Here is a 14,750-nt window from a genome sequence, read left to right on the forward strand (position 1 = left end):
ACGATTATTGCCCCCTATAATACAAGATGGTACTTAGTGTTTTAATTGTAATACTAAAATCCAAGAAAACACTTCTATGTTTTATGTAATATAAGTCGTATTGCAACTTCGTTAGACTATCGTCTATTGAGGAGCCATACCTTGTATTTACCTGTGCCCAACCTGTAAGCCCTGGTTTAATGATATGCCGTGTCTCATAAAAGGGAATTATACGCGATAATTCATTAACAAAAAACGGTCGTTCTGGTCTTGGGCCAATAATACTCATTTCGCCTTTTAAAACGTTATAAAACTGAGGGATTTCGTCTAGACGAGAACGTCTTAAAAACTTTCCGAAAGCTGTAACACGTTTGTCATTTTTTTGGGCCCATTTAACACCATCTTTTTCGGCATTAACGATCATAGTTCTTAACTTAAGTATTCTAAAAGGTTTACTATTTCTTCCAACGCGTTCTTGGGAATAAAATAATGGACCATAATTACCCAAAAGGTTTCCTAACAAAATAATTGGCAAGAGTAATAAACCAAATAATAGGCCTAGAACAGCAACAACTATATCAAAAGCACGATGGAAAAAGATATATAATTTGTTTTCATTACTCCTACTGAAAGGGAAATACTTGTAAAAGTCTTTACCTACAAATTGTATTGGTACTTTATGAAGTAATTCTTCATAAACCTGTGTATATTCTCTTATTTTAAAACCACGCTCTAATAACAAGATAAGATCATGGTAAACTTCGGCAATTATAGCTTCTGTATTAAAACTTGCTACTAAAACCTCAGATATTCTCTCTTTTTCTATTGTATCTAGAAAGTCTTTGGCTTCAAACTCTTTTAGACCCTTAAATTTTACGGATTCTGATGTGGATTCTTCGCTATTAATGAATCCAATAATCTTATAATTAGGATCTGACGCATTCAAGGCATTAACCAAACCATCAATATTAGACACCTCACCAACCAAAAGGACACGTTTATAAAACCTAGGGGATTCAATGAGGTTGATGTAAATAAAACGCCACAATAAAATAGACAAAATTATAGCTAGATAGAAGTAAACAATCTGTATTCGTTCTTCTGGTAAGTAGGGTGATAAAATTGGTGTTAGAAGATAAAACAACACTACAGTTGATGTTGTAATAACAATATTTCTAAATGTCGTATCAATTTTACTGGCCTTTTGCAGATCGTAAAGCTCAAAAATGGTACCGAATACCGTAATGTATACACCAAGCAAAATAAGAGATACGAGGTTCTCATTATCAAATTGAATATACTCAAATTCCGGGTAAAGATTCAGAGCATATATTGCAAAAAAGACCATAACCAAGTCCATAATTCTGAGAAGAATTTTCCGTTCAGAAACTTCGAAATGGATGCCTTTTTTATGCTTCATTTATAAAGGTTGGTAATGCTATAAAGATAATAAGTACAATTTATTAATAAGAAAATTAAGTCAAAAGAGTTTCCCACTTTTGTTTAACAATTTTCCAATTAAACTGTTCTACTTTTTCCCTTGCATTGGCTACTAGTTTGTCTTTTAGGGTTTTATTTTTCTTTAATTTAACAATTGCTTTCACCATAGCCTCTACATCATTAGCTTTTACTAAGAGTCCATCTACATCATTAGAAATTAAAAACGGTAGTCCTCCAACATTAGTTGAAACGATTGGGAGTCCTAAAGCCATAGCCTCAATAACACTCACAGGTGCATTATCGTAATTTGTAGTATTAATAAAAATGTTACATGCCTTAGATAGGTTTACCCATTCTTGTCTTGATAGCTTACCAGTGAAATTAACATCTAGTCCTTTATTCTTGACCATGAGTTTGGTCTTCTCTAAAGAACCATCAGATTCTGGTCCAACCATAGTAAGTTCGGCTTTGTAACCTTCTTCCAATACACCTTCTTGTACCAAAACGGCCATTTCAGGGTTATAAATTTCAGCAAAAGACCGTACCCATAACAGCTTTATGGTTTCAATGTCCCGATTTTGAAATTCAAAATTCTCTATTTCTATAGAATTGGGTATATACTCTACATTATTAAAGCCATAGTTTTTGAATGTATTTCTTAAAAAATTGGATGGAGATACGAGCACATAAGCATATTTAAAAATTAATCTGCTCATTTTTGGATTCCTTTTTAGCCGCCTTTCAAGATTTCCTCCATGTAAAATTGGAATATACTTTATTTTAAATAATCTGGACAATTGACTTACCACAAGGGCGTAATAAAAATTTGTTGTACTATAGGTGTCAATTAAGATAAAGTCTGTGTGCTTTCTGTTGACAATGACCAACAGCATCATATCCAATAAGCGCAATATTTTATTTGATTTGTCTGATGCTATTTTAATTGAGCAAAATTCAGTTAATCTAGTGCCTAGGTTTTCGATCGAAGTTGTTGTTCTCCCTTTACTCGACAATGCGTTTCCTACGTAAAGAACGTTTTTCATATCTAATATTTAAAAGTGCTAGGCCATATATAAAACCTGGTGCTGCAATACGCATAGCGGAATGATTAATCGTAGCAAACCAAAATATCAAAAACGCGTAAAAAAAGTAATTATGCCTACTTGCACCTCGCATATCCAGCGGTTTGAAAATAAGTATTAACAACATGAATATGCCTAAAATGCCATGCTCTGATAACAATCTACTTAACTCATTATGTGTGGCAATGACTCTACCTAAGCTAACCAATCTTCTTTCTTTCATTCCACTAGCTCCAACACCTAGGAAAGGCTCTTCGATAAAACCTTCAAGCTCGCCAACGAATAAATCTACTCTACCTGCACTAACATCTTTTTTCTCACGACCTATTTTGTCTTGGTTAGTATAACGCTTATCAATTAATCCATTGGTTTGGTTAGAACTTACTGCCCATATGATCGTAGACATAACCATAAAAGATAGAAAAGACATAATTATTACATTTTTCTGTCTCCAATTCGATTTTGAATAAACAATAAACAAAAAAGCAAAAATCATTAAAATAGCTGTGAGCACTCCCCCTCTACTAAATGTTATTATACCTCTAAATGATACTAACGCAAATAGAATGATATTAATAATTTTTAGCAGTTTTGTCCTTGAATTAAGAAAATAATTGACGCAAAACACAAACATGCCTAGCCCCAAAACCGTAGATACTTGATTGGGACCAAATCCTCCTGAAGCTGCAAAATTAGATTCTGTATCGGTTATGATATCTTTTATACTAGGTGTATATAAAAATAGATAGGTGGTTAGCGTTACTACTGGTAATGCCAAATAAAATAGTATATCTAACGTTTGTTTTAAAGTTATCTTCTTATCGTAACAATAAAGTGCGGAAATACCTAAACAGACCGGACCACTTAAGACAAATGCTACATTTTTCCTAAGGCTAGCATCTACACCTATATTAGCAAAAGCTACAATTATAGAAGGCACCAAGCAAATAAGAAATATAAAATAAGGATATCCTTTATTAGATACACCATTATAAAACGTTCCAAAAATGATGTAAAATATAATGAAGTACTTTGAAGACTCATAAAATAGACCAGCATCCGTCATTCTAAAAATCACCTCTGCTCCAGTTAAATAGGCACATCCCATTAAAACAGCAGTGGTTTTTTCTTTTGGATGGGCAACAATAATTTTAAAAAGAAAATAGCCTATAGTACCAAAAAAGAATAGCTTTGGGAAAAAACCAACAAAATACAGTAATGCTCCAAAGCAAATATGCAATACTATTCCTGAAATATACCTCGCTTCCAATTGTCTACAAGTTAAATTAAGCTCTTATACGTTGTAATTACCTCATCAATGATTTTTCCTTTAGAATACGATTCAAAGATTAATTTACTAAATTTTTTAGCACAAGACTTTCTATATGCTTCACCTTTTATAAAGCTCTTTATAGCTTTTGCGATATTTTCATCACTATCATCATGCAATAAAATACCATAAGAACTATCTGGGATAAGTAGACCACAATCGCCTACATTTGTACAAATAACTGGTAAACCGCCTAGGCCATATTCTAACATTGCCAACGGTAATCCTTCAGATTTAGAGACTAAAATACCAATTGCGGTCTGTTGCAATATATTAAGAATATCGGACTTCGAATCATAAAAGAAAACATGTTCTTGAAGCTCATGTCTTTTTATTTCAGAAAAGAATAATGCTGAATAGTCATCCTTAAAATCTTTACCTACACAATGAAGTGTCCAATCGGGATAATCGTTCTTTACCAGCTTAAAAGCCTCTAAAAGTGCTACATGATTTTTTTGCTCTCGTAAATTAGCTAGGCATAAAATTCGTTTACCCTCTTCGCCTTTTAGTTTCGTTAGATGGTTTTTAAATGTCTTTAGAACTGGAAAATTCTTAATATACTCAACGTCTTTGCACCATAATTTATGCTTTGCCCATGTTTCTAGAGTTTTGTTAACACTAAAAATCTTAGAAAACTGTAATGAACAAAACTTAAGAGTTCTTATTGGTCGTTTATCTAGAAACTCACTGTTTCCATAATGGTCATGCCATATGAGTTTTAATCTCGGCATAGAAATTTTTAGAAGTGTGCCAATAAAAAAAGACGACGAATGCGCATGGATAATGTTGATCTTATTTTTAGATATATAGGATCTTAAACGAAAAACTGCGCTGAAGTCTAATGTAGATTTTCTATTAAGAAATATATAACCCACCTCATCTTCCAACGATTCTAAAAGAGGGCCTTCATAACGTGTTGCACATAGATGAGAATTAATATGAGACTGTGTTAATCCATTTGCATAATTGACAGCCAATCGTTCTGCACCTCCTGTATTCAAAGTATCTATTATCTGCAATACCCTAATCACTATCTACAACTTTTTCAATCTCTAGCTCTAACCTATCTAATGTATATTGTTGTGCCCAATCTTGAGCTTTCCTAGACATTTGGTTTAAATAATCATTTCCCTTTTTCAGTTCACTGCTAATAAAACGAGTTGCCTCATCTAAATCTTCACTGATTAAAATTCCTCGTTCACCGTGATTAAGAATCCAGGGCAAACAAGATATCTTTGTAGAAATTGGTATGGCGCCAAAAAACATACCTTCAGCAATGGCCTTGGGCCAACCTTCACTTTTAGAAGGAAGTATACTAAAATGCGTATCTAATAAGCAATCTTTAATCGTTTGTTTATCTCTATTGCCATAAATCGTAATTGAATCCGATAGTTTGTTGTTGACAACATATTGTTTAACCTCATCGATCAAAATACCATCCCCAAACATATGAAGCTCCGCATCAATACCTTGTTGTCTTAAGGCTTCAATTATTTTTACGGTTAGCAAAGGTCTCTTACCGACGACCATAGCACCAATAAATGCAAATTTTAATCGCTTAGAAAAGTCGCGAGATTTAAAGGGCAATTTCTCATTATCACGATAAGTCGCTGACATAAAAGGGATGATATTAGTTGTTTCGTTAGGCCACTCACCATAGACCAAAACTTTTATGTTTTTTGACAACTTTGTATTTCTAAAAATAGCCTGTTGAATTCTGTAGCTTTTAGGCTGATTACTATTAGGATCCCAATTCCCTGCATATTTCACGGACTTTTTTTTAGATGGAAAAAAGATTTGAACCAAAGCTCCTATTAAAGTGACATTTCCCGGGCTTCTAAAATGTATATGATTGGCCCATATTATGGCCCTTATCATTTGGATAATGATATAAGGTAAAACCAAAATACTCTTTAAAACTCTGGGTATAGAATTAAAAGCTATAAAAGGAATAGGATAAGACTTAATATTCTTAGACTTAAAAGGTTTTGACAAGAATTCTGTAGGATAAGAATTTGGAGATAGTATACGGTATTCATCCGCAAAAGAAAACCACATATCCATCTCATCAACATAAGGCGAATACGAATAGAATTCCCCATCTCGCTTTATTAAAGGTGTATAGGTTATTACTAAAAACTTTACTTTCTTATCTTTCATATTATATATAACCTGAAGAGGTACTATCATTTATTCGCTTTGCTGGCACACCTAGATATGTTGCATTAGCCTCTAAATCATCAACTACAAGCGAATTAGCCCCGATGACTACATTATCACCAACTTTTATTTTTCCGGCCAGTACTGCATTAGCACCTATGTATACGTTATTCCCTATTACAGGTACTCCCCTACGATCTTCCCTTCCACTTACACCAATGGTAACGCCTTGAGAAATATTACAATTATCGCCTATTACCGCATTTGTGTTTATAATTATATTTCCAAAATGCCCTATATAAAAACTATGACCTATTTTTACGGAATAAGGTATAGATATCCCTGCTACGATTTCTATCCATTTTTGCCATAAAACCGCTATAATCAGTAATGGTTTTTTTAATAGAGCAGGTAGTTTTGATCTAAAAATCCTGTTAGATAACCTGTAAACAAAAAGTGCCCAAAGTCCCTGTGTTGTAAGGATTAAAATAATAGAAGACTTATTATTGCTATAACGCTTGTATTTTATAATATCTGTTCTAAATAATGACATCTACTTATTGCTTATAACACTTTCATAAAAACCAAGATTTTTATTTAAAACTGTATCCATGTTAAAATTAGATAATACGTATGCTCTTCCTTTTTGAGCAATGGTTTTACAATCTTCCTGATTGCTGAGTGCCCATAATATTTTATCGGCAATATCATTCTCATCGTATGGATTACATAACAATCCTGTGTCCTTGTGTGTAATCGTTTCTTTACCAGGCCCACATTCAGTGAAAATTACTAATTTTTCCATAGCCATAGCCTCTGGTGCTACAAGTCCCTGCGTTTCCATTAGTGAGGGAAACACACAAACCTCGGCTGCAGCATAGCGTTCTGCTAAATCATTCATATTTACAGCACCCATAAACTGAATATGTTTAGGGTCGATATTTAATTCTGAAATATAATCTTTTAAAAACGAAATATAGGATCTCCCATCTTTGAAAAACCAATCCCTTCCGTAGATATACAATTGTACCTCAGGAAATTGACGTATTACTCTTGGCATAGCTTTTACCAACTGATATGCCCCTTTCTTTTCGCAAACTGTACCTGCAAATAAAAGGGTTTGGGATTGTGTTGTTATATAGGGCTTAGGTTCGAAAATATCCAAGTTTATAGGCGACATGATTATTTCAATCGGTTTGCCGTGATAGCTTAAGTATTTTGCTGTATGTGTTTTTACATAATTTGAAACTGCAATAAATCCATCCGCCTTTTTAAACGAACGTCTTTCTTGAAAACCCTTCCACCAAGTGACTTTCCTGTTTTCGGCTTCGGCAAAAAAATGATGACCTCCATGCAAGCGAATGATATATCCGATGGGTTTAATTTTTTTGATAAACGCCAATCCTAACTCAGCCGTTTCTATGATATCAATAGGCTTTTTTTGGTGAATTTCGATAAGCTTTCGATGAATAGCTTTACTGTTAAACCACCAAGTGAGTCCTTTTACTTTTCTGGGCTTTAGCCTATATATCAAAACATTACCGTCCGTTTCTGTTTCTTTTGTTTCTGTATAGACGTTAATTCCAACCACGGATACTTCATGGCATCGCTTTACCAATTCATGACTTATGGTGCTCACAAAGGTTCCTATGCCTCCATGTGGATGACCTGCTTTAGGATATTCTGATGTGATGAAACAAATATGCACTATAGTAAAGCTTTTGCGATGTTCTCAGAATTTTTATCAATAGGATGAAGCACTATCCTTTTTATCCATTCTTGTCTTTCTTTTGCTATACTTTGGGGTTGATCGATGGCACCAAGTACAGTTTCCTTAATTGTATCTTTATTATTTATCCAACCTACAGCATCAAACCCTTCCATACTTTTAAAATGCTGGTAGCTATAAATAACCTTTGTGCTCCAAGTATTATCTTTTTTGGGGTCGTAATTAAGATATAGGCAGGGTTTATTGAATGTTGCAAAATCAACAGCCATAGTAGAACCGAGATTAATTACCAATTCACAATGATGAACTAAATTTATTTGCATATTAACATCAATATATTTTGGAAAATATCCTGTCCAACCCGTTTCAGTTTCAATATTCCATTCAGGATCAATCGCCACGATAAAATCGTTGTAGGTTCTTAAAACCTCATCATATCTTTCTGAGAAATCTACTGGGCATCTTCTAAAAATAATTTGAATTTCTTGCTTTTCTGTAACCAATGCTTCAGCTACATCGCTTAAAAATATGTTATCATGGGGCGACGTTAATTTATCATCGCCACTAAAACATATCCATTTTTTTTGAGGGTCAAGTCCATGTTGCTTGGCAAACACATTGCGTTCTAAGAGACGTTCTTTATCTGAATAAAACTCAAATTGGGGTGTCCCAAGAATCTTTACTTGTTCTTGAGGGATTTCTGGATAATAATCTTTCATTTCATCCTTCATCCATTGCGACCACACAAAATACTGATCGGTTTTTACATTCAATCTGGCTTTGGGCAGGTTGTCCCATGAAAAAATTGCCGTGGCTGTTCTGATATTCAAATTCTTAGCTGCAATACAAATTGGCATTAAACCAGCAACACGTTGATGGGTAATAAAAATTGAAGTCGGTTGTAAAGCTTTTAAATCACTGGTATACTTTTTTATTGACAAGCTTGATGTATTTTCTATGGCCTTTTTTTCATACTTCAAAATTCTAGGGTAATTCTTAGTAAGATAATTCCCTAAAATTTGTGCCAAATTGTAAAGCAGCCTTGCTTTGAAACTGTTTTTCTTTATTCTCCAATTTGTACTTAGAATAGTTGGGTTGTCTTTTAGTTTTGTATTGTGCTTTAATCTCGCATAGGCAACAGCTTCTCTGTATAGACGCGCTATTGTTTGCTCTGGAGTGAGCAGAATTTGCTTGTACTGAAATTCTAATTTATGGATATCCTTTATTTCGATAAAAGCTTCTATCGGTAAGGGTGACCAGATCGTAATTTTTGAGTTTTCCTTTAAATAGGAAATAATCTTGGAATGTAAATAATTCTTTATGCCTACACCATCAGGAAGAATGATAAGAATGTGTTTATCAATAGGCATCTCTAAATTGTTTTTGATGATTTATATTCCATACCTCTGAGTGCTCTAAACTATCTAGAAACAACTTTGCACTATTACCTGCACCAAAAACCTCTACGATATTTGGTTTTAAGGTATCTAAATCGCTTATCGTTTTTAGTATATCATTCTTACTTGTGACACAATTTAAAATAGATTCTCCATGTACTCTATTCTGTTGTCGAGTGCCTACATTAACGGTTGGAATACCATAATATGGTGCTTCTCTCACACCTGCACTACTATTACCAATTATAAAATCTGAATGTTTTAATAATGTAAGGAAATACTCAAAACGAATTGAAGGAAATATTTTAAACTTCTCATGACCCTTTAGTTTTTGATAGGCCTTTAAAATATGCTTACTTCCTAAATCATTGTTTGGATAAATCACTACATAATTCTTCTCACTAGCAATTAAAGCCTCTACAAATTGCTTTGCTTTTGCTTCGATACCATCGTACTCTGTGGTAACAGGATGATACATTGCTAAGGCAAACTGATTGAATGTTATTTCATAATAATGTTTTACTTCATCGATACTTGGTAAATGCTTAGAAAACATGATGTCTACATCTGGAGATCCGATGGTGAAAATAGAATTTTCTAGTTCTCCCATTTGCAATAATCGTTTTTTGGCACTTTCGTTAGATGTGTAATGAATATGGCTAAGTTTTGATACGGAATGTCTTATAAGCTCGTCTATTGTTCCTGAAATTTCACCACCCTCAATATGGGCTACCAATATATTATTCAAACTACCAACTATGGCTCCTGCCAAAGCTTCTACTCTATCGCCATGAACCACGATTAAATCTGGCTTTATGGTTTTTACATAAGCCGAAAAACCTTCAATGGTTTTGGCCAATGTTAAGTCCATTGTAGTTTCATCAGTATGGTTTTTATACTTATAAATGTTTTTGAAGCCACTTCGTTCTACTTCAATGACGGTGTAGCCATAGGCTTCTAGCATATGCATACCGGTTACAAACAAATATGGGTCATATTCTGGGTGGTCTTCTATGCTATTGACCAAGGCTTTTATCTTGCCAAAATCTGCTCTGGTTCCTGTTAGAAAGACTATTTTGCGCATCATTATTTTACGATATAAGAAATAGCATTAGAATATGGCAACTTTTTAATCTCTATGTTATTATCAAAAAAGTCGTCAACTGCTTTATTGGTTCCTGCGAATGCGCCGTAATCATCCAAAATGATTATCCCTCCTTTTGTAACCTTGGAATAAAGACGTTCTAAAATGTGCTTCGTAGGTTCATATAAATCGACATCAATATGCAAAAGTGAGATTTTCAGTTGTGGATTTTTACTTATATAGTCATCTAAAGTTTTTAGAATATCTCCTTTTATAATCTCAATATTTTTTTGAAGTCCTTGCTTTTCTAAAAGCTCGTTTATTTCTTCGAAGGAAATACTCTGGCCACCTTTGGTTTCTTTCACAAAAGCATCCCGTTTAAGCTTATCCGCTTCAAACGTCGCTTCTGGGAAATCATCAAAGACATCGAACCCAATTATTTTTCTGCTATTTGTTTGCTCAAGGAGGTCTCTAAATTTAATCCATCTAAAGAAAGAATTACCCTTAAATATTCCGAACTCTACTATTTCGCCTCTAACATTAGAGGTTCGTTTAAAGAATTCTAAATGCGAAATAAACTTGCTAAACCTTGATGGATCAGCGGTTGCATAAAAACCATTTTCGTAATTGAACCGTTTTTCTAAATCGTAAAATCTATCCATTATTCAAAATCACTGTAATCTAAATGTTCACCTTCTTCAATGTCTCTAATTGCTTTTTTACCAATGACATCGTTAAAATATTCTGCTAATATTTTTCCAGTTCCTGGTCGCTTAACCCAAATATTTTCTTCTGTTAATAGTTCCCCTTTTACTACTGGTTTTACCGTGCACACCGTTGCAAAAGCAAAATCTATGGTCACTTTTTCCTCTTTTGCAGGTTGCTTTGTCCCACCTCTCATGGACCAAATCTCTTTACTTCCTGTGATAAGGTTTTTACATTCTTGTTCGTCCATACTACAGACTATATCTGGCCCTTGCCTATCCATATGATCAGTAAAATGGCGTTCTAGGATTGATGCTCCCAATGCCACGGCACCTAAGCAAGCATTGTTATTTAGGGTATGGTCACTTAAGCCAAATACATAATCTGGAAATGCTCGGTGCAACTCCATCATGGCACCATATCGTACCAAGTGTGATGGTGTGGGGTATAAATTTGTAGTGTGCAATACGGCCACTGGTACTTTATACTTATCAAATACAGCAACCGCTTTTTGAACACTTTCTATTGTATTCATTCCGGTACTTAAGATGACTGGTTTTCCGAATTTTGCAATGTGCTCTAAAAGCGGATAGTTGTTACATTCACCAGATCCTATTTTATAGGCTTGAATATCGAACTTCTTTAATCGCTCTGCGGCAGCTCTGGAAAAAGGTGTGGAAATAAATATCATACCTTTAGACTCGACATAATTCTTAAGCTCTAATTCATCAGCTTCATTAAGTGCACATCTCTCCATAATTTCATAAATGGACACATCTGCATTTCCTGGAATCACTTTCTTAGCTGCTTTGCTCATTTCATCTTCTACAATATGGGTTTGATGCTTTACTACTTCTGCTCCTGCCCTGTAAGCTGCATCGACCATTTGCTTTGCAACCCCTAAAGATCCTTCATGATTAATCCCAATTTCTGCTATAACTAAGGGTGGATAATCGCTTCCTATTTTGCGACCAGATATTTCAATAAATGGATTACTCTTCATTATATTTTTTTAAAATGTAGTTTGCATATTCAAGGTCGTCATAAGTATCAATGTCTATCTCTGCAAATTTATGATTTACGATAAATGGATAGGAGGTTTCATCAAATATTATATCCTTTTTTATTAACGCTACATTGGTGATATATATAAGTCCGTTTTCATAGTACAAAGGCTCTAAGTCTTGACTTCGCTGACCAAACTTGTAATTAAAAGGTAAAAACTTATCATTTTTGATTTTTCCTAATTTTTTGTAATCCCGACTTACGGTAAACAAACTACTTAGATTGTTTTCAGAATAGATTTTATAAACGTCTTCTAATAATTTTTTTGGCCGTAGTGGGTTGGTAGGTTGAAGTAAGATCATGGTCTCAATCTTCTCCTCAATGTTGTCTAATGCATGTTTCAATACCGAAATAGTAGGTACTAAATCGCCACTCAATACTTCTGGCCTATCAATGACCTTTGCACCAAAGTCTATTGCTGCTTTTTTTATGTCTCGATCATCTGTTGAAACATAAATATCTTCTACAATATGGAAATTCCTTTTCGCATAGTTTATAGAATGTGCAATTAAAGGTAAATCGCCAAAACCTATAATATTTTTATTGGGTATTCGTTTAGAACCGCCTCTAGCTGGTATGATGGCTATTGTTTTGCCCATTTACTTATTGCCATGAATTAAATTGAACAGTCTATGTGTCAACCGCTTTTTAAATTTATACCACATAAGAGATGGTGCTTTGGGCTTAAATTTAGGAAGCTGAAATCTATCTGTGGCTAAGTCATTATTAGCTAAGGTATTATTCTTTTGCACTTCTTTCATCCAATCTTCTACAGTATTGCCCATATGAAACGCATAGTTATGATATGTGGCTAATCTCATACCACCAGAATAATTTATCGGTTGATCACAGTACAAGTATTCTGAATGGTTACCTACTAAAGTTAACGAAGGCTCTTTAGGAACAGTACTAAAAAACAGTTCCCGCCTCATACTTAAAATCTGATGACCACTGCCAACAATAGCTTTTACCCCATTTGATTTGATTACCGCCCATTTTAGATTTTTATCGGTCTCTAGATCCCAATGAAAACTTTCTAAATACTTATTATGCGCATCATGATTTTCTGGAATGGCCTTATAGTTAAATTTCACCTTACCTGATAAAATCTTTGCTAATGTAGATGAGGTCTCATAATTCTTAAAGTTTCTACATGGGATTGGCGATACTGAAGCAACACCCTTAATGTTACTAAATATGTCTTCTACATGCTTTTGCCATCCTTGCTGAAACAATATATCAACGTCCGAAATTGTAATAATTGGCTCTCTACTTGCTCTGGCTGCACCAATTAGTGCATCTATTTTTCCAATGTTTTCTTTATGATGAATTACAGTATCTATGACATTTTCCTTGAGTTTTGATTGTAGATACGTGTTCACCTCATCGCAGGATGCGTTATTAACTACTGTTATTGCGCAATTGGCGTTGGTTGTTGCTATGGCCGACTCCAAGCAGAGTTTAAACACTTCTAAAATATTCTCATAATAACCATCTAATGAAGGGATAAAAACTACAATTATTAACCTGTGCTGGTGTTTTAATTGAATCTTTTTCGACTGCTTTTGAGGATTCATTCCCACTCTCATAACTCAGAACTAACTTTATGTTTTAGCCAAGCTAAAAATAGTCTTTTTGTATTGACTTTCAATAATACTTTGAGCATAATTTGACAGGTATACCTCTCTGTTCTGTTGTGCAATGTTCTTTACTTCGTCAGGCGTTAACTCCTTTATTTTATTAAGTACATCCGTAAGTGTATTGGCATCATTGATATCAAACCAAAATTGGTTTGTTGCTCCTTTTAGTCTATAAGGCATGGCACCTACTTTGGTAGAAACAACGAGTCTTGCAGATGCCATAGCTTCCAATGCTACCAAAGGCCCTGATTCTTCATGTGATGGTATTATGATAGCATCTGTACCTTTAATAAAATCAACAATATTATCTTGACTTTGATAGCCTAACAAATGAATATGTGGTAACGTTTTAATTATATCACTTATCTCGTTAAATAACGGTCCATCACCAATAATCTTAAGCTGCAAAGGAATCTTTAAGTCTTTGTAATGATTAACCAATTCTAATATGCCTTTTTCTTTTGATAGTCTTCCGATATATAACAAAGTATCGCACTTAGTTGTCGGTTTTATTTGAAGCATTTGCTTTTCCTTGAAGGTACACTGATCTATAATTGTGTAATTATGATTTGACAATTCTCCAAGTCTAGATGCATTAGATTCGGAATGATGAATAAACAGTGTTATTTTTTCTAACCATATTTTTTCATTAGCACTAATCGACGGAATGGTACTAGAAGTTCTCATCACTGTCGGAATGCCCAGAACAGAAGCATAATCTGTAATCTCTTTTACATAAGCACTACTCACTTGGGCGCAAAAAATGACTACGTCTGACTTTTCCACAAAATCTTTTAAGGTGTTGACAGCATATGTATGATAACCTGTCTTTTTTGCCAATGCATTAGACACATAACTTAAACGTGGTTTTTTCTTTTTAGATTTTATGTAGGCCAACCAAGTTAAACATCGAAACCACAAACTCCTGTTATAAATAATCTGGTTTAAATGCATAGCATTGTTACGAGAAACAAAATCGAATAACTGTGATTTTCCAGTAAAGTTTATGGTGGATACAATATTAACCTCAGATTCATCATTGCACAAAGCTCTTGCTATAAAGCCCGTTTCTAATTCTCGCCCTCCTATATCTCCTATTGGCCCTAAAATCAGAACTTTATATTTCATTCTCGATTGGT

General features: G+C 34.1%; 14 protein-coding genes. All 14 read right to left on the minus strand.

Annotated elements, in window-relative coordinates; translation table 11 throughout:
- Nucleotides 1-4: 4 nt before the first annotated feature.
- Genes Q0972_RS16275 through Q0972_RS16340 form a run of 14 tightly spaced genes read right to left on the minus strand, consistent with a single transcriptional unit; the run spans nt 5 to nt 14,739 of the window.
- Nucleotides 5-1,399 carry an exopolysaccharide biosynthesis polyprenyl glycosylphosphotransferase gene (locus Q0972_RS16275; RefSeq protein WP_299367853.1) on the minus strand — a complete coding sequence of 465 codons (1,395 nt, stop codon included), beginning with the start codon at nt 1,397-1,399 and terminating at the stop codon, nt 5-7.
- A gap of 55 nt (nt 1,400-1,454) precedes the next feature.
- Nucleotides 1,455-2,462, minus strand: a complete 1,008-nt coding sequence (locus Q0972_RS16280; RefSeq protein WP_299367857.1) for a glycosyltransferase family 4 protein — start codon at nt 2,460-2,462, stop codon at nt 1,455-1,457.
- Entirely contained in the window at nt 2,422-3,771 is a 1,350-nt protein-coding gene (locus tag Q0972_RS16285; protein WP_299367860.1) for an O-antigen ligase, read from the minus strand. Before Q0972_RS16285 ends, Q0972_RS16280 begins: the two co-directional genes overlap by 41 nt.
- 11 nt (nt 3,772-3,782) lie before the next feature.
- Entirely contained in the window at nt 3,783-4,862 is a 1,080-nt protein-coding gene (locus Q0972_RS16290; RefSeq protein WP_299367863.1) for a glycosyltransferase, read from the minus strand.
- The gene (locus Q0972_RS16295; protein ID WP_299367865.1) at nt 4,855-5,991 is read right to left on the minus strand and encodes a glycosyltransferase family 4 protein; all 1,137 of its coding nucleotides are present in this window, start codon (nt 5,989-5,991) and stop codon (nt 4,855-4,857) included. Before Q0972_RS16295 ends, Q0972_RS16290 begins: the two co-directional genes overlap by 8 nt.
- A 1-nt stretch (nt 5,992) precedes the next feature.
- Nucleotides 5,993-6,544 carry a serine acetyltransferase gene (locus Q0972_RS16300; protein ID WP_299367868.1) on the minus strand — a complete coding sequence of 184 codons (552 nt, stop codon included), beginning with the start codon at nt 6,542-6,544 and terminating at the stop codon, nt 5,993-5,995.
- Nucleotides 6,545-7,699, minus strand: coding sequence for a glycosyltransferase family 4 protein (locus Q0972_RS16305; RefSeq protein WP_299367870.1), 1,155 nt, complete (start codon nt 7,697-7,699; stop codon nt 6,545-6,547).
- Nucleotides 7,699-9,090 carry a hypothetical protein gene (locus Q0972_RS16310; protein WP_299367873.1) on the minus strand — a complete coding sequence of 464 codons (1,392 nt, stop codon included), beginning with the start codon at nt 9,088-9,090 and terminating at the stop codon, nt 7,699-7,701. Before Q0972_RS16310 ends, Q0972_RS16305 begins: the two co-directional genes overlap by 1 nt.
- Complete coding sequence (neuC, locus tag Q0972_RS16315) at nt 9,080-10,201, minus strand: UDP-N-acetylglucosamine 2-epimerase (protein ID WP_299367946.1); 1,122 nt, start codon at nt 10,199-10,201, stop codon at nt 9,080-9,082. The genes Q0972_RS16310 and neuC overlap by 11 nt, the downstream gene beginning before the upstream one ends.
- A gap of 2 nt (nt 10,202-10,203) precedes the next feature.
- Nucleotides 10,204-10,863 (minus strand): TylF/MycF/NovP-related O-methyltransferase, encoded by a 660-nt coding sequence (locus Q0972_RS16320; RefSeq protein ID WP_299367876.1) that lies wholly within the window; start codon nt 10,861-10,863, stop codon nt 10,204-10,206.
- Entirely contained in the window at nt 10,863-11,909 is a 1,047-nt protein-coding gene (gene neuB, locus Q0972_RS16325) for an N-acetylneuraminate synthase (RefSeq protein ID WP_299367879.1), read from the minus strand. Before neuB ends, Q0972_RS16320 begins: the two co-directional genes overlap by 1 nt.
- Nucleotides 11,899-12,570, minus strand: coding sequence for an acylneuraminate cytidylyltransferase family protein (locus tag Q0972_RS16330; protein ID WP_299367882.1), 672 nt, complete (start codon nt 12,568-12,570; stop codon nt 11,899-11,901). Before Q0972_RS16330 ends, neuB begins: the two co-directional genes overlap by 11 nt.
- Nucleotides 12,571-13,548, minus strand: a complete 978-nt coding sequence (locus Q0972_RS16335) for a glycosyltransferase family A protein (protein ID WP_299367885.1) — start codon at nt 13,546-13,548, stop codon at nt 12,571-12,573.
- Nucleotides 13,549-13,575: 27 nt separating this feature from the next.
- Nucleotides 13,576-14,739 (minus strand): glycosyltransferase family 4 protein, encoded by a 1,164-nt coding sequence (locus tag Q0972_RS16340; RefSeq protein WP_299367888.1) that lies wholly within the window; start codon nt 14,737-14,739, stop codon nt 13,576-13,578.
- Nucleotides 14,740-14,750: the final 11 nt, after the last annotated feature.

Source organism: Winogradskyella sp. (assembly GCF_028282165.1).
GTDB lineage: Bacteria > Bacteroidota > Bacteroidia > Flavobacteriales > Flavobacteriaceae > Winogradskyella.